We start from the raw sequence: 16,520 nt of genomic DNA on the forward strand, positions 1-16,520 counted from the left end.
CTTATTATCTTCAATTGGGTATATTTCACCAGCTCAATATGAAACAGACTACTATGATAATTTAAACGAGTCAGGTAAAGTGGCCTGACTTAAACAAACTGGTCTCCGATGAACTCGGGGCGATTCACTATTACTTTCCCACAAGCCTTCAAGAATTCTATAAGTGCCTTCGGGTGTATTTATCACAGAAACCATAACATCTTCAGCAGGATCACACATACTTCCAACATGGGAAGCCTGAATGAGGTTAAACAATTCATCTATCACTGTATTGTCAGCTTGTTTTGGGCCTGAAGTTAATGAAAATAAGGCGTGAATTATTGACTCTATTACGGCTAAATTACAGCGCAGATCTTTTTCTAAGCACAAACCAGAAAAAACCTTTATTAAGCTAGTCTTACAATAGTCAACCAAGAGAGAATTTAAATTTAACTCATTTAATAAGGTTTGAAATTCAGATGACGTAGACTGAGAAAGCTGGTCAAATACTGATGCAAAGTCAAATGGCGTTAATTTTTCTTTGTTACTTTTTACTTTTGAATTAACGCTCTTTGGCCTTTTAGCCTTTCTAGTGAGTTTACGTCTTGAATTATTCTTTTTCACTGCATCACTCCATTGATTATCAATATCGCTAAATATTACAAGCAATTCCATCTAGGTAAACATAAAATTTGTGGTGTAAAATAGCTCTGGTGATACTTATCGCTTAATACGATATACCATATGATGAATTTTACTAGTTGCAATAGCGTTGAGCTGCAAATCACAAAAAGACATCTGTTACTTTCATTCTCATAGAGCATTACCCTTAACTTTTTTTGTAAATTTTCGCTGAGGAATACTGAAACCTATCTTTTTAAAAGCGTTAATCACGGTTGCCTCTAATGGCCACGTTTCCCAAGAAGCTGGGCGATGCGGGTATTTATCAGCTATACCAGGGCATCTAACCATAACTTTTGCTATTACACCTTTGAATATAGGTAATTCGGTTAATAAAAGATGAACCCAGTTTTTTAATTCACTACTACTCTGAACTGTAAAGACCATACCAGAGAAAGATTCTTTTTCTTTACTCCGTTCATTATCACCTTTTACCAGCCCAACTTTCCTTTCAATCTCAAGAAGGTAAATAGGACGTCCTTTCACAGTGACTTTTAATATGAGACACCCTCTAAAATATTTACCCTTCAAGTTCTTGGTCACATCTTCATCGGATTCAATATAGCTCCAGTGTAAAACTTTTTTTCTTTCCGCTAATAAAAGCTTATTTTCTTCTTCTGTTCCTAAAGGATCTATTTGCAAATGCTTATAGTTATCTAAGTCTTTTTCTTTAATAGGTGAAAATGAGGACAACCGAATAGGTTCTTCTTTACCAAACTCTTTGTTCCACACATACCAATGAACTTTTTCTATGTATTTCCCATAGTGTTCGTCTACTGCCATGCAATTTAAGGTATTCCATAAATCCATCAATTTCCCTTCACTTTCGTAGATTTGAGGGGCCCCAAGAGAAGTATCACCAATTCCTTTATTTTTCCCAGACGGATCACCCGAAGAACTTTTACCCTTCGGGTCTGGTAAGTCTTTTTTTTGCCCTGATGTTTTTGCTTTATCAATATGCACATCTTTTATTCTGCGGGGAATACCTAATACACGAAACCTCCTATCGTTTAGCCTTACCATTTCGCTATTAGAATCAGGGCGCCCTTCATCCGTTATATTTACAATAGGCCTTTCAGTTTTAGGGGGCTGGGTATTCCACCCCCCTTTTGGACCTTCGGGGTTATTTTCTCTCGCTAGATTAGTATTTTGCCGTTGCCTTGAAATATCATCACCGTCAGGATCTGAAGCCCCGTTAATACGAAGTGCTAAAAAAGACTTACCATCTTCAAATGGTATTCCCTCAACCTCGAGGTTCTGCATTCCTAAATGCCAAGGAAATATTTTAATAAATGCAGGCTTTTCAACACTCTTTCTAAAGCTCACTTCCAATTGCGCATGAATTGATTTAACTTTTTGTTGGGTATATTTGTCATACTTTAAGTGGGCGGCTAAAACAATATCATCATTATAAAGTGTTTTTCCTAAGTTCACCTTCCATCTATTATTTTCTTCAGGCTCCCTCAACTTTGCAAAAATGCGCCCTTGAACAGAATCAGGGTTAGAATCTCCATTGTAGCCATATGGGTCCCAGGAGTAGGTTGCAATGATTCTTTTTATTTCCTGTGAACGGCCGTAGCATCGACTAAAGTATTCTTGGCAAGGTATTAGCAGCTCACCTCCATTTAGTAACTTAAATGAAATTAATGTGCTATTTCCATCTACATTTATAGGGTAATAACTTTTAAAAACAGGTAATTCAATGTAATCCGCGACTTTACGTACTATCCAGTTATCTGGTTCTAAATTTACAGAAAAACTTTTTGTATCCAGTTTTATAGCTTCATTACAGCGATTATTCATCCATATAGAACCTAAAAACAATTGACCTAAAAGCGGTATTAATACCTTTTTAGATAAAGTTCGTTCACCAAGAGAACCATCATCTTTTAATTCCCTAAATATAACCTCAACATGTGGTGCTGAATAATTCTTAGTATTTTTGTATATGCCGGCATACCACCAAACAATCCATTTTTGGAAATCATTTTCAAAACAAGGGTTATGTAATTTAATTTGGCTAACAAATGATGTAATCTCAAAAGTTGGTAATTGATACAAAAGAACTACTCGACTTAAAATATGCAGTAACATCACTATATATCTTGTCGCATTTATAAGCAATGTGTCGCATCTTTAAATGGAAATGACACGAACCACCCACCAGCGCAACTGCAGAGCAAGTGTGGTGCGGGTTACGAAACGGTCGCTGACGCCAATTAGTTAAATCAATTGAATGACCAATAATTGAATATAAGGCCGCTGTATCAATGGCTTCATCATCAGACATGGTTGGCATTATGGTAGCCATCCGTTGCGCAAGCATTGATTTTCCGGTTCCTGGTGGACCTAAAAACAATAAGTTATGTCCACCAGCAGCGGCAATTTCTAATACACGTTTAGCACCGGGTTGGCCTTTTACATCACTTAAATCGAGTAAAAAGTCTGGCGCTTGGGTGCAATCAGGGTAGGCAATATTGAGTGGTAAAGGTTGTTGATTGAGCAAGTCTCCCCACACCTCTTGTATAGAACTGACGGCTTTTCGCTTTACACCACTGACTAGGCTGGCCAAACTGTCGTTTTCAAGAGGCAGAAAACAGCAACGATTTTGCTCTTTGGCACCAAGCACTGAAGGCAAAATGGCATTTACCGCCCGTATTTCACCATTAAGTGCAAGCTCACCGTAAAATTCATACTTATGAATATCAGGGCAGACTATTTGCCCCGATGCGACCAAAATACCTACCGCAATCGCAAGGTCAAATCGCCCACCATCTTTAGGGAGATCGGCAGGCGCTAAATTAACGGTAATACGTTGATCGGGAAATCCAAATTGCGAGTTTTCAAGAGCACTACGTACTCTATCCTTGGCCTCTTTAACCGAGGTTTCGGGTAAACCGACAATATGAAAGGCGGGTAAACCATTGCCTAAATGTACTTCAACCATCACCTCAGGGGCGTTGATCCCCACCTGCGCGCGAGAAAATATACGGGCTAACGACATTCCTTATCCTAGGGTCTGCTGACCTTTCAAGGTTAAATTTGCAGCAGTCTGTTTGGTATTTAGGCAAGGCAGAGCCTATGTCGTGTGGTTACTCCCCATAAATAGGCGATAACGCAGCATTAATGCCAAACAGGCGCTGCCCGAAGGGTTCTGCCTAGGGGCGATTTACTCTTTGTTGCTCGGTTTTCACTTAGTCCACTAGGTTACAAACCTCGCGCCGCGATTAAATCGCCCCTAGTTTGAACAAACTTTAATCCGCAAAGGTCAACAGGCCCTAGTTAACAGCTGTATTAACCCAGTTTAGTCAGGATATTTAAAAACATGTAATATAATCTTCCATTTAATCGCCGAAAAACGAAGCAATAAGGTCATTAGCATACTCAAAATCATCGCCACTTCCATCGTTAACGATAGGTTGATACTTAAGGTATACACAATACCACCCGCAATACAGGTAATAGCATAGAGCTCACCTTTGAGCAGCATTGGAATATCGCGGGCAAGCACATCGCGAATAAGTCCACCAAAGCAGGGAGTGATCACAGCCATAATCACAACTGTCATATCTGGCATACCGGCCAATTGCGCTTTTTGCGCTCCCATTACCGCAAAAAAGGCTAAACCAAACGCATCTGCGGTTTGTAACACATAGTACGGAATTGATTTTTGCTTATTGATCAGTCGCGTTGTAACTAGAACCGCCACCAAAATAGCATAAAAGTAGCTTTGGTCGTGTAACCAAAATACGGGCTGGTCGAGTATTACATCGCGAACGGTACCGCCGCCAATAGCCGTAACAGTTGCAAGTACAACTACACCAAAGCCGTCCATTTTCTTTTCATAGGCTACCAAGGTGCCTGAGATAGCAAATACCGCCACACCTATTAAATCAAACCAGTGATAAAGTTCAGTCATAATTTTGATTACAAAAAGTTTTAAAGAGTTTAACGCATAGCATACTAAATATTCAGCAATAACACTTTCAAAAAGTAGAGTTCAAGATGTTAAAAATAAAGTGAATAAATTTAAATTCAGGCATAAAAAACACGCTTTAGGCGTGTTGCTTTACTATAACTGTTTATTTCAGTGGTTGCGGGAGCCAGAATTTAATAGACGACCTTTGCTGGCTAATGGAAAGTTGAGACCGACGAGCTATTTACTTCACTGAATTTCAGACATAAAAAAACACGCTTTAGGCGTGTTGCTTTACTATAACTGTTTATTTCAGTGGTTGCGGGAGCCGGAATTTAATAGACGACCTTTGCTGGCTAATGGAGAGTTGAGACCGACGAGCTACCCATTTCACTGAATTTAGGCATAAAAAAACACGCTTTAGGCGTGTTGCTTTACTATAACTGTTTATTTCAGTGGTTGCGGGAGCCGGATTTGAACCGACAACCTTTGCTGGCTAATGGAGAGCTGAGACCGACGAGCTACCCATTTCACTGAATTTTAGGCATAAAAAAACACTCGTATAGAGTGTCGATTCATTCTTACAATTTATTTCAGTGGTTGCGGGAGCCGGATTTGAACCGACGACCTTCGGGTTATGAGCCCGACGAGCTACCAGACTGCTCCATCCCGCGCCTGAAATTGCAGATTTATTTATAGTTGCTTACATTACAACTTGGCTTCCAATCCTCTAAAGGAAATTGGTTGCGGGAGCCGGATTTGAACCGACGACCTTCGGGTTATGAGCCCGACGAGCTACCAGGCTGCTCCATCCCGCGCCTGTATATTTTAAGTCTATCGACTACTTAATTTAATCTCTTAAGTTAGAGTTTTACAGAAGCCAAATTTCAATAAAAATTGGTTGCGGGAGCCGGATTTGAACCAACGACCTTCGGGTTATGAGCCCGACGAGCTACCAGACTGCTCCATCCCGCGCCTGTAATTTCTTAGTAACAGTATTGTGTTATTCACAAGCCTGTTTCGAAGAGAGCGCTATAATATAGGAATAAACCTATAATGCAAGGTTTTACTAATTAAAAACGTTTAAGTGAACAAAAACCCATCAAACAGTGATATTTACAGTAATCGCTGATGTGGATTTATCATTTTTTGCCACTCCCAGTCGGGATGACCCATAACAATAAAATCTGGATTTTCTGTACTTTCTCTTTGGTTGTACGTTAAAGGATTAAATTCAGCGTCGGTAATACAGCCGCCTGCTTCTTCAACAATAACCTGCGATGCACCCGTATCCCATTCACCTGTAGGGCCAATTCTTAAAAAACAATCCGCTTTACCCTCAGCAACAATACACGCTTTAAGTGAACACGAACCTAAAGCCACCGTTGCAAATTGCGCATTTAGATACTGACTAACTGCTTCTATTTTTTGGCGGCGACTCACAGCCAAAGTTAAACTCTCGGGCGGTGCTACAAATATTTGTTTATCGTACTCACCTTCTCGCTTGAATGCCCCATTATTAGCCGTTGCATAATAGGTCACGCCCTTTGCCGGCCAATGAATAACTCCCAACACTGGGTGGTTATTTTCTATCAATGCAATATTAACGGCAAAGTCACCACTTTCGAGTATAAATTCACCGGTGCCATCCATCGGGTCAAGCAACCAATACCGTTGCCAGTGCTGCCTATCTTGCAATGCTGGAATGGGGGTTTCTTCTGACATAATTGGAATGTCGGGAGCTAGCGCATTTAAGCCGGCGACGAGCACCTCGTTTGCAGCTAAATCTGCTTTGGTTACTGGCGTATTATCTGATTTTTCTTGTTGACCAATATCATCTTTTTTATACAAAGACATAATGGCATCCCCTGCACATTGCGCAAGCTCAATACATGGCTCTAGAAGTTTATTCATTAACAGCTCCTGAGGCTAAATACTTATCTAATAATAGCAGAGCAGCAACACTACGTGCTTCAGTAAAGTCAGGTTGGTCTAATAAGGACTGCCACTGTGAAAGCGGCCATTTCACCAGCACTAATGGCTCAGGCTCATCACCTAGTAAGGTTTCAGGATATAAATTTTTAGCAAACAAAATATGCATGGTCGCGTTAAAGTAGCTCGGTGCCATAGTGACTGTTTTGAGCGGTTTAAAATACTCAGCGCCAAAGCCAATTTCTTCTTTAAGCTCTCTATTTGCGGCTTGTTCAGGCGTTTCACCTGGGTCAATGAGCCCTTTGGGAAACCCTAGCTGATAGTCATTGGTGCCTGCACAATACTCGCGAACCAGTAATAGCTCATTTTCAGTTGTCATGGGCACAATCATAACGGCTCCACGGCCACCGCCGCGAATTCGCTCATACTGACGCTCTTGGTTATTTGAAAACTTGAGCTCTAAAGACTCCACAGTAAATAAGCGACTTTTAGCGACAACATTATTACTGAGAATTTGTGGTGGTGTTGGGTGCTTTTTCTGTGTCATGGGCATCAATTTGCTATCATTGCAGTTATACTAATCATATACCTAAATGAGTATAAGATGCGAGTTTCAGTTTGAATTAAAAGCAATTTAATTGAGCAAATAATTCTCGGGTTTAGCTAAGGTTAATTCTTTATTTTAGGCTACGAATACGCTCTTAATATAACATTGTCGGATTTATATCTTAATAACCCAAATAACAAAATTCATTAATTCACTTCATCGCAAGTTAGTCATTTCAATAAGCAATTCTCACAAGGATACATCATGCTCAACTGGTCAAAAATCGATACTGTATTACTCGACATGGATGGAACATTACTCGATTTAAATTACGACACCGACTTTTGGCTCAATGTTGTGCCACAACAACATGCCTTGGCTCAAAATATTAGTATTGATGAAGCGCGTGCAGATATTTTAAAACGCTATCAGGCTGTGAGTGGCAAAATTCAGTGGTACTGCTCTGACTATTGGGAAGCACAGCTAAACTTACCTATTCTCGAATTAAAGCGCCAGTCTGCCCACTTAATCAAAATTCGTGAAGACGTTCCGCATTTTTTAACTGAACTTCGACGTGCAGGTAAAGAGCTCATTTTGCTGACTAATGCCCATCCTGAATGCGTCATGCTTAAATTTGAACATACCGCTATTGATAACTATTTAGACGGGGTGGTATCGACTCATGAATATGGAGTAAGTAAAGAGCAACAAAGCTTGTGGCATAAGGTACAAGAGGATTTAGGGTTTGATAAACGCCGCACTTTATTTGTAGATGACAGCTTACCGGTATTACATGCCGCACGAGAATACGGCATTGAGCATTTACTTGCGGTTGCTAACCCTAATAGTCAGCAACCACATAACGATATAAGCGATTACCTAAGCGTCACCGATTATCGTAAGCTTATTTAGCTTATTTAGCTTATTTAGCTCATTCGCCCTGAGGGTAACGCGCTACTAAGCCTTGATATACCTGTTTTGCAAAATCTGCATGTTCAGTATCAAGGCTTTTAACTACTTCTACTAAGTGTTCGTTATCTTCTTGGCCATGCCATACTTTAACGTAGCTGCCATCTTTGTAGCCATGATCTTGGCGGAAAAAGTTAAGTGTATTTTTACCTACATAACCACGGTATAAATCATCAATATCCATACCGATTTGCGCCATACAACCAGCAAAAGCGGCTGCATTAAAGGTTTTATTGGCAACAGCACTGGCCGCTAGTAATTCAAGCGTTTGTTTAAAGTCATCACCTTGTTGTGGTGCACTCATTTCGGCTTGTAGTTGCGTAGCGATTTGCTCATAACTGGTCTCACCGTCAATACGCAACGATAAGCCAAAGTGAAAAATATCAACGAGCTCTAAAATCACTTGTTCAGTATCTGGGGTTTGTTTTTTCCACCATTTCCAACCGTAATGATCTAACATTTCTGCACATTCAACCCAAATAGCTCTATACCATTCAAAGCCTTGACTAAACCATTGCTCATGTACTTTAGTATTCATGGCATTTTGCATTTCTAGCATAACAACTAGCTTGTTTAAATTGGCAGACATATTAGTTCCACTGTTGGATTTATAATTAGGGTAATAATACAGATAATATAACTTAACGACCAGCCGAAAACTCATGCCATGAGTTGATCAGGTCAACAAAGTCTTCAAAACCACAACCGCTGCTTAAATCATTCTCTTCAAGCATTAATTCGTCATCTTGGTAGGCTAATATATCTTCGTTATCTTGATGCAGCGCATGCGCTTCAAATAACGCTTCATCTTTAGAAAGGATCAGGTCAATTTCTTGGCCTTTAAGTGTTAACGGTTCAAAGCTTGAACTCACCGAGCTAATAAGCGCCAGCACCATAGCCACTTTGTCTTTGCCTATTTCTTCGTTTAACCAACGGCCTATAATCGCATGCTCGCTGCTTATTTTAATTCTTAACCCACTAATAGGGTCGCGAATAAATTGGTATTCCATATACTTTTATTCCAGTACTGCTAATTACAACAGATTATAACCCAGTCAGTTATGAATAACGAAAGCCAGACACAAAAATAGCGCCATAAGGCGCTATTTAACCTGAACTCTGGTTAAGAGATTTACTAAAACATTGAATCAAAATGATATTTATGTTTGTTTTCTCTAGCCAGAGATTTTCAGTGAAAACAAGGCGAAATTACGCGTCAATAGCTCGCCTATTGCAAGTAAATTCAACGCAGTTAGCGCTCAAAATAGCTGCTTGAGATAGATTTATTATCCAGAGTTCAGGTTATTTAGTATCATCAATTTAACTAACCGCCTGAGCGATAGCGGGCAGCGTCAATAATTGCCCATAAATGGAATACGGCTCCAATTACGGCTGGAACCACTAAAAACCATAATGCATAGCCGCCAAAAACCAAAATTGCAAACACCAGCGCAGCTAGAATACGCCCCTGCACCAGTTGCCCTAAACCGGGGAAAAAAATATTACATAGAGCGGCGATTACATTACCGCCAGAACCTTGTTCAGCCATACCAACCTCTGTAGTTTAATTAATTTTGTATTTGTACTTATTATTTATACTTACACACTTTATGCCAATTTATTAAGGCTTACAAATCATACAGTTAAATTATTACCAATTTATCACTTTAGTATTTTTTGCCAAATTTAGGTCAAATTAGCAATTTTAAATACATATTTTATTACTTGCTCTGTATATATTGGTATCAATACAGTAACTTAAATACCTATTTTATAAATAGCTGTTTATAAAAACAGTATTTTATTTAGCCTAACAAAAACACCTGTTATACTGCTCTCATTATTGATTAAAAAGGCGTAACGATGGACGTTTCAGAATTACTCGATGGCTTAAATGATAAACAACGCGATGCCGTTGCAGCGCCATTACAAAACATGCTGGTATTAGCAGGAGCAGGTTCAGGTAAAACTCGAGTATTGGTTCATCGTATTGCCTGGTTAATGCAAGTAGAGCAAGCCTCTGCCTACAGTATTTTTGCGGTAACCTTTACCAATAAAGCTGCTAAAGAGATGCGCTCAAGGGTTGAAGAAACTCTAAAGGCTCCTGTTGGCGGCATGTGGATTGGTACTTTCCATGGTTTATCGCACCGAATTTTACGTGCACATCACCGTGAAGCAAATTTACCCGAAGCCTTTCAAATTTTAGACTCTGACGATCAGCTTCGTATGATCAAGCGCTTATTAAAATCGATGAATATCGATGATAAAAAATGGCCTGCAAAACAATTTGGCTGGTACATAAGCGCTAAAAAAGATGAAGCTCTGCGCCCTAAAGATATTCAAGCATACGATATTAACGAGCAAATGATGCTGCGCGTTTACGCCGCCTATCAAGAAGCTTGCGATAGAGCTGGCCTAGTTGATTTTGCCGAAATATTACTACGTAGCTATGAGGTTCTTAAAAATAACCCAACTCTGCTTCGTCATTATCAGCAGCGCTTTGCGCACATGCTAGTAGACGAGTTTCAAGATACCAATACTATTCAGTATGCATGGTTAAAACTACTTGCGGGCGATACTAGTAGCATCATGATTGTAGGCGATGATGACCAAAGTATTTATGGTTGGCGTGGCGCTAAAATAGAAAACATTAAACGCTTTTTAACAGACTTTGACGCAGAGACAATTCGCCTTGAGCAAAACTATCGCTCGACTGCCACTATTCTTAAAGCGTCCAATGCACTTATACAGAATAACTCCGAACGTATGGGTAAAAGCTTGTGGACTGACGGTAACGACGGCGAACCAATTTCTATTTATGCCGCCTTTAACGAGCTAGATGAAGCACGCTTTGTGAGTAGCAAATTACGCAGCTGGCTAAATGCCGGAAATGCGCTACAAGATGCGGCTATTTTATATCGTAGTAATGCGCAATCGCGGGTACTTGAAGAAGCAATGCTACAAGAAGGTTTAAAGTACCGAATCTATGGCGGTATGCGATTCTTCGAACGCCAAGAAATTAAAGATGCCCTCTCATACCTACGCTTAGTGGGTAACCGCCAAGATGATGCCGCATTTGAGCGTGTAATTAATACCCCAGCTCGTGGGATTGGCGACAAAACATTAAGCCACATTCGCGATTGCGCTCGCGCTGAATCTTTGCCGCTTTGGTATGCTGCTAAAGCCATTGTAGAACAACAGCATTTATCGGGTCGTGCATCAGGGGCGGTTGCAAAGTTTGTCGAACTTATTGAGCATATAGAAGATAAAATTAGTGACTTAACGTTGCATGAGCAAGCTAAATACGCGATTCAAACCTCAGGGTTAATGGCTATGTATCAGGCTGAAAAAGGCGAGAAAGGCCGCGCTAGGGTAGAGAACTTAGAAGAATTAATTAGTGCCTGCGATCAGTATGAACTCCCTGAAGAGGAAGAATTTAGCTCGCCACTACAAGGCTTTTTAGCCTATACCTCACTTGAGTCGGGCGAAGGCCAAGCCGATGAGCATGAAGATGCGGTACAAATGATGACGCTTCACTCAGCTAAAGGTTTGGAGTTTCCTTTAGTGTTTATGGTCGGTGTTGAAGAGGGTATGTTCCCATCACAACAAAGTAATGAAGAAACCGGCCGTCTAGAAGAAGAGCGCCGACTTTGTTATGTGGGTATGACCCGCGCTATGGATAAGCTGTATATAAGCCATGCCGAAAGCCGCCGTTTATATGGCCAAGAAAAATATCACAGCCCATCGCGCTTTTTACGTGAAATACCCGAAGACTGCGTAGAAGAAATTCGTATTAAAACACAAGTGTCTCGCCCGCCAGCAGCCGGTCGCTTTAGCGCATCGGTGAGCCATGCTGCATTTGAAGAAAGCGGATTTAACTTAGGTCAACGCGTGCTGCATGCAAAGTTTGGCATTGGCACCGTGCTCAACTACGAAGGCAGTGGCGCACAATCTCGCGTACAAGTTAACTTTGACGACTTAGGCAGTAAGTGGTTAGTAACGGCTTATGCAAGATTACAAGCCGTTTAACCGCGTTATAGAGCGTGTACAGCAACAACTAGCGAATGCGAAACATCGTCAATTACTGCTGCTTACAGGCGATAAGAGCTGGTGTTATGAGCAAAGCACTCAGCTGCTTGCTCATTTACAACAGCCCTCCTTTGTGCTTTCAAAAAGCACTCATTTAGTCAATGCACAGTGGCCAGAGCATACCCACCAAATTTTAGGGCAAGAGTACGCACACGCCGTTTACGATGGCTTCAGTGGACTGGTACCAGATAAACTAGCCGCCCTCAGTGGCGTTGTGCAAGCAGGCGGGTTTTTAATTATATTGCTACCCGAACTTGAAGCACTTAAACACTGGTGTGATGACGCCCTTCCCTTATTTCAATCTTTTGGGCAAATGCACCCTTACAGCTTTTTTAACCAACGCTTAGCACACTTACTCAGCAAAACTACTTTACTACATTTTAGCCAGCGAAATGGCTGGCAGTGCATTGCCGATACTAACCAATCAACTGGTGAAATTGACTTTACCGAGCAGCAACAGTGTGTGGAATTAATAATAAAAACGGCGAACGGACGAGCAAATCGACCATTATTAATTAATGCAGATCGGGGAAGAGGAAAATCAGCCGCATTAGGCATTGCAGCTAGTAAACTCAGTGATAAAAACATACTTATTTGCGCTACGCAATTTCGTGCTTTGCACAGCAGCTTTAAGCACTTAGCGAGTGCACTTAATCTTGAGTATCAGTTAGGCGATAAACACATTGCAAACATGCACTATGTGGCGCCTGATCAACTACTGAGCGAACAACCGCAGTGTGACTTACTATTAATTGACGAAGCAGCAGCAATCCCTGTACCGATCCTTATAAAAATACTTCACCTATATCCTCGCGTGGTATTTTCAAGCACTATGGTTGGCTATGAAGGCAATGGTCGCGGTTATATTTTAAAGTTTACTCGTTACCTCAAAACGCATTTTAAGAACATGCGTAGCATTAACCTTGAACAGCCTATCCGTTTTGCAAAACATGATCCTTTAGAGCAGCACCTTCGCACACTCTTAGCTTTAGATGCAGAACACCACAGCACTAGTTTGAATAATGCTCCTTTGCAATTTAAGCATGTGCAAGCAAATCAACTTGCTAGCAACGAGACACTGCTTCATCAAGTTATTGGTTTGCTTACATTGGCACATTATCAAACCAGTGTGAATGATTTGCGCCATTTACTAGATGCCGCAGGGCAACGCCTATTTATTTGCCAACAAGGTGATAATATTCTTGGTCTGTGTTTAGTTGCGATAGAGGGTGGCTTTAATACATCGTTGAGTAATGAAGTAGCGCAAGGTAAGCGCCGCCCTCAAGGACATTTAATGGCGCAAAGCCTTGCACAATTAATCTTTAACGCTGAGATATTAAAACAACACTGTGCTCGCGTAGTGCGAATTGCCATAGACCCAGAGCTGCATAATAAACAATTAGGAACACAATTATTAAAGTACTGTGAGCAACAATTGCAAACTGAGTGTGATTGGTTGGGTGCCAGCTTTGGGGCTAATGCACAGTTACTTAGTTTTTGGCAAAAAAATGACTTTAATTTAGTAAAATTAGGTTTTCAAAAAGATAAGGCAACCGGCGAACATAGCGCATTAGTTGTTAAAAGCTTAACCGACAGTGACCAACTACAAGAGCAATTAACAGCTCAGTTCGAAGCTGATTTTCCTTTGCAATTGCTCAGCCACTTTAGCCAGCTTGATTGTAAATTAGTCGCAAAAATTGTCTTACGCTTTAATACTCATACCAACAGCATAGCCGATCAATCAAGATTAAAATCCATGTTAGCAAGTGACTATCAGCTCTTTAATATTAAACCTCTTCTATGGCGGAACTTGTGGGCATCTCCTCTTAGCTTGCCAAATGATGAGGATAATTTCCAATCTGTTTTTATTAGGCTAATATTACAGAATTGGACACCTAAAAATATCCAAATTGAGTTAGGTTTAAATGGCACAAAATCATTTAATGCATTAATTAAAAAGGCTGTAAATAACTGGTATGAGCGCATTTCGCATAATAATACACCTTAGTATTACCTTCATTGCATTCGCCTTGGGGCAGCCTTTAGCCTATGCAGAGCAAGATAATAGCAAAGTAATTAAACTAGGCATGTCTACGGCGCTTAGTGGGCCGGCTCAAAATATTGGCCAACAATTACATAAAGGCAGTAGTGTTTACTTTAATAAGATCAATAATGCTGGCGGTATAAACGGCGCTCAGATATTGCTTTTGGTTGCTAACGACAACTATGAGCCAAAGCAAACCGTTAATAATACCCGTACCTTTATCTATTCCGACAAGGTTGATGCACTTTTCGGGGCCATGGGCACTCCAACCAGTCATGCCATTATACCTTTACTAGAACAATCACAAGTTCCGTTTTTAATGCCTTTTAGTGGGGCGAGCTTTCTATATGAAAAATCACGCGCTAACGTCTTTAATTTAAGAGCCAGCTATAATGACGAGGCGGCAGAACAAATTAAATACCTAGTAGAGGAACGTAAACATACAAAAATAGGGCTATTTATTCAAGCGGATGAGTTTGGCTTGTATGTAGAATCAGGGCTGAGAAAAGAGTTAGCTAAGTATGATCTGTCTCCCGTTAAAGTCGCGCGTTATCAACGTAACAGCCATGATGTGGAATCAGCGTTGAATACTTTGCAAGCTAGTGGAGTGACAGCTATCTGTTTAGTTGGTACCTACGCACCACTTGGTGAGTTTATAAACAGTGCACATGCGAAGAATTTTACCCCAGACTATACCAGTGTTTCTTTTGTACCTAGTTCTGACTTATTTGATGAGGTGACTACTCCCTCAAATATTATGGTGACAGAAATTGTTCCTAACCCACTTACTTGTAATGATGATTTTTGTAATGAGTTTTTAGCCGATATGCTGGCAAACAAGATTACAAAACCCAATCGCCTTCATTTTGAAGGTTATATTAACGCGATGGCATTTAGTAGAGCAGCAGAAAAATGCAAATTACCGCTTAAACGCTCTTGCCTAATGAAAGAACTTAATTCACTGTTAATAAATGATAAAATAGTCAAAAAGCTTTTTCTTGATATTGAAAATCAAAATAAGCGTAATGTATATCGATCTTATTATGTGAATAAATAAGTACCTTCCAAATATTGTTCTATCCTTAATATACAAACTAAGTATGTGAGGAAACTATGGACTTAATTAACTTTAAAGTGGGTTATAAAACCATTTCACTTAAGATTCTTGATATCTTATTAACGGAACAATTTAATAATAACCTCACGGTATTACCTAACGACAATAAAAGCTTTTTAGGTGTAAAAGACTATATGGGGATCCCAACCCCTGTATTTGACCTAGGAATCATTCTAAATGGAGTCTCTACTGAGCACAGTAATTTAGATGCTTTAAAGCAGCTTAAATCCTGGCAAAAACAACTAATGGCTTGGTTTAATAAGTTAGAGCAGGAGTTACTTGTTTCACAAAACTCGTTAAAGGCGAGTCAATATGAGCTTGCTGATTTTGAACAGTTTTATACAGAGTTTAAAACGGATAACGACGAACTAAAAAATACAATGTCACGCTTTGACGAACCGTTTAAATCGCTTCTACACAAATTGACAAGTGCGATAAGTGCATACAAACAAGGCAACAGTAAACAAGTTAGCACCCAACTTGAGATTATAAGACGGCATGAACTTATTCACCTAGAGCGTTTATTTGACTCTGCAATAGAGCAAATCACCTTAGATTATAAACCTATTATTGTTTTTACCACCAAAGATGGAATGATCCCTCATGTAGGCCTGTTAGTTGATAAGGTGGAAGATAATATTGAATATAAAAAAGAAGATATTAAACCTCTGGATAAGCTCACTGAAGTTGGTTTTGATATTGACCCCCAAACAAGAAACATGATGTATGGTCTAATTAAACTTGCTGATAAACACAGTGTGCTTATTGATCCTAGCGCAATATTTAAGCCCAAAGATCTTGAAACACCTGACAACGCACCAGAACAAGAAACTGAAGCCTATGGGCTGTTTTAAGTACTCTACTTTTATTCTACAGAAGTAAAAAAAGCCCGACTCTTTCGAGTCGGGCTTGCTTGTATTTGGAGTCGGTGCGCTACTTTTATAGCGACAAAGCAGAATGTTCTTCTGGGACAGCGTTGATAGCCTTAATAAAGGCATGGAGGTGGCTTTAGGCTGTTATTATTTTGCTTTTAACCTAATGCCTTTAACCTTTTACCTTTGTTTTTTGCTTTCCTGCAAACAGCAAAAAACCCGTCACATCGCTGTAACGGGTTTCTCTTATTTGGAGCCTGGTAATGTCCTACTTTCACATAGCAAATGCTACACTATCATCGGCGCTGTTTCGTTTCACTACTGAGTTCGGCATGGGGTCAGGTGGGTCCAAAACGCTATTGTCACCAAGCAAA

At 40.1% G+C, this 16,520-nt stretch carries 13 protein-coding genes, 3 tRNA genes, 1 rRNA gene and 1 pseudogene; 5 read left to right on the top strand and 13 right to left on the bottom strand.

Annotated elements, in window-relative coordinates:
- Positions 1 to 51 precede the first annotated feature (51 nt).
- The 9 genes and pseudogenes from BW139_RS18275 to nudE form a co-directional block, all read right to left on the bottom strand.
- Positions 52 to 654: a hypothetical protein gene (locus BW139_RS18275; RefSeq protein ID WP_083708688.1), complete on the bottom strand. Its 603-nt coding sequence runs from the start codon at positions 652 to 654 to the stop codon at positions 52 to 54.
- Between the two features lie 138 nt (positions 655 to 792).
- Positions 793 to 2,721, bottom strand: a complete 1,929-nt coding sequence (locus BW139_RS17505; protein ID WP_139336347.1) for a hypothetical protein — start codon at positions 2,719 to 2,721, stop codon at positions 793 to 795.
- Positions 2,722 to 2,812: 91 nt separating this feature from the next.
- Positions 2,813 to 3,664 (bottom strand): annotated as a pseudogene (locus tag BW139_RS17510) (YifB family Mg chelatase-like AAA ATPase); the annotation flags it as partial.
- A gap of 300 nt (positions 3,665 to 3,964) precedes the next feature.
- The gene (locus BW139_RS17515; RefSeq protein ID WP_076920501.1) at positions 3,965 to 4,579 is read right to left on the bottom strand and encodes a trimeric intracellular cation channel family protein; all 615 of its coding nucleotides are present in this window, start codon (positions 4,577 to 4,579) and stop codon (positions 3,965 to 3,967) included.
- A gap of 594 nt (positions 4,580 to 5,173) precedes the next feature.
- Positions 5,174 to 5,250, bottom strand: a tRNA-Met gene (locus BW139_RS17520).
- Between the two features lie 67 nt (positions 5,251 to 5,317).
- A tRNA-Met gene (locus BW139_RS17525) sits at positions 5,318 to 5,394 on the bottom strand.
- A gap of 80 nt (positions 5,395 to 5,474) precedes the next feature.
- Positions 5,475 to 5,551: transfer RNA gene (locus BW139_RS17530), tRNA-Met, on the bottom strand.
- A gap of 141 nt (positions 5,552 to 5,692) precedes the next feature.
- Complete coding sequence (gene cysQ / locus BW139_RS17535) at positions 5,693 to 6,490, bottom strand: 3'(2'),5'-bisphosphate nucleotidase CysQ (protein WP_076920502.1); 798 nt, start codon at positions 6,488 to 6,490, stop codon at positions 5,693 to 5,695.
- Positions 6,483 to 7,055, bottom strand: coding sequence for an ADP compounds hydrolase NudE (gene nudE, locus BW139_RS17540; protein WP_175611424.1), 573 nt, complete (start codon positions 7,053 to 7,055; stop codon positions 6,483 to 6,485). Before nudE ends, cysQ begins: the two co-directional genes overlap by 8 nt.
- Before the next feature lie 264 nt (positions 7,056 to 7,319).
- On the opposite strand from nudE, the gene yrfG reads away from it, so the two are divergent.
- Positions 7,320 to 7,967 (top strand): GMP/IMP nucleotidase, encoded by a 648-nt coding sequence (gene yrfG / locus BW139_RS17545; RefSeq protein ID WP_076920504.1) that lies wholly within the window; start codon positions 7,320 to 7,322, stop codon positions 7,965 to 7,967.
- 19 nt (positions 7,968 to 7,986) lie between these two features.
- On the opposite strand, the gene BW139_RS17550 is transcribed toward yrfG, so the two are convergent.
- The 3 genes from BW139_RS17550 to BW139_RS17560 all read right to left on the bottom strand — a co-directional run bounded on the left by BW139_RS17550 (position 7,987) and on the right by BW139_RS17560 (position 9,573).
- Positions 7,987 to 8,613, bottom strand: coding sequence for a dUTP diphosphatase (locus BW139_RS17550; RefSeq protein ID WP_076920505.1), 627 nt, complete (start codon positions 8,611 to 8,613; stop codon positions 7,987 to 7,989).
- A 52-nt stretch (positions 8,614 to 8,665) separates the two neighbouring features.
- Positions 8,666 to 9,034 (bottom strand): YacL family protein, encoded by a 369-nt coding sequence (locus BW139_RS17555; RefSeq protein WP_008108271.1) that lies wholly within the window; start codon positions 9,032 to 9,034, stop codon positions 8,666 to 8,668.
- 314 nt (positions 9,035 to 9,348) lie between these two features.
- Positions 9,349 to 9,573 carry a hypothetical protein gene (locus BW139_RS17560; protein WP_008108268.1) on the bottom strand — a complete coding sequence of 75 codons (225 nt, stop codon included), beginning with the start codon at positions 9,571 to 9,573 and terminating at the stop codon, positions 9,349 to 9,351.
- Positions 9,574 to 9,887: 314 nt separating this feature from the next.
- Here BW139_RS17560 and uvrD point away from each other — a divergent pair, with 314 nt between their 5' ends.
- Genes uvrD through BW139_RS17580 form a run of 4 tightly spaced genes read left to right on the top strand, consistent with a single transcriptional unit; the run spans position 9,888 to position 16,128 of the window.
- Positions 9,888 to 12,053, top strand: a complete 2,166-nt coding sequence (gene uvrD / locus BW139_RS17565; RefSeq protein ID WP_008108265.1) for a DNA helicase II — start codon at positions 9,888 to 9,890, stop codon at positions 12,051 to 12,053.
- The gene (locus BW139_RS17570) at positions 12,031 to 14,121 is read left to right on the top strand and encodes a GNAT family N-acetyltransferase (protein ID WP_076920506.1); all 2,091 of its coding nucleotides are present in this window, start codon (positions 12,031 to 12,033) and stop codon (positions 14,119 to 14,121) included. The genes uvrD and BW139_RS17570 overlap by 23 nt, the downstream gene beginning before the upstream one ends.
- Positions 14,090 to 15,214 (top strand): ABC transporter substrate-binding protein, encoded by a 1,125-nt coding sequence (locus BW139_RS17575; protein ID WP_076920507.1) that lies wholly within the window; start codon positions 14,090 to 14,092, stop codon positions 15,212 to 15,214. The genes BW139_RS17570 and BW139_RS17575 overlap by 32 nt, the downstream gene beginning before the upstream one ends.
- 56 nt (positions 15,215 to 15,270) lie before the next feature.
- Positions 15,271 to 16,128, top strand: a complete 858-nt coding sequence (locus BW139_RS17580; RefSeq protein ID WP_076920508.1) for a chemotaxis protein — start codon at positions 15,271 to 15,273, stop codon at positions 16,126 to 16,128.
- 273 nt (positions 16,129 to 16,401) lie between these two features.
- On the opposite strand, the gene rrf is transcribed toward BW139_RS17580, so the two are convergent.
- Positions 16,402 to 16,516: ribosomal RNA gene (rrf, locus tag BW139_RS17585) — 5S ribosomal RNA — on the bottom strand.
- Positions 16,517 to 16,520: the final 4 nt, after the last annotated feature.

The organism is Pseudoalteromonas sp. SK18 (genome assembly GCF_001974855.1).
Lineage (GTDB): Bacteria > Pseudomonadota > Gammaproteobacteria > Enterobacterales > Alteromonadaceae > Pseudoalteromonas.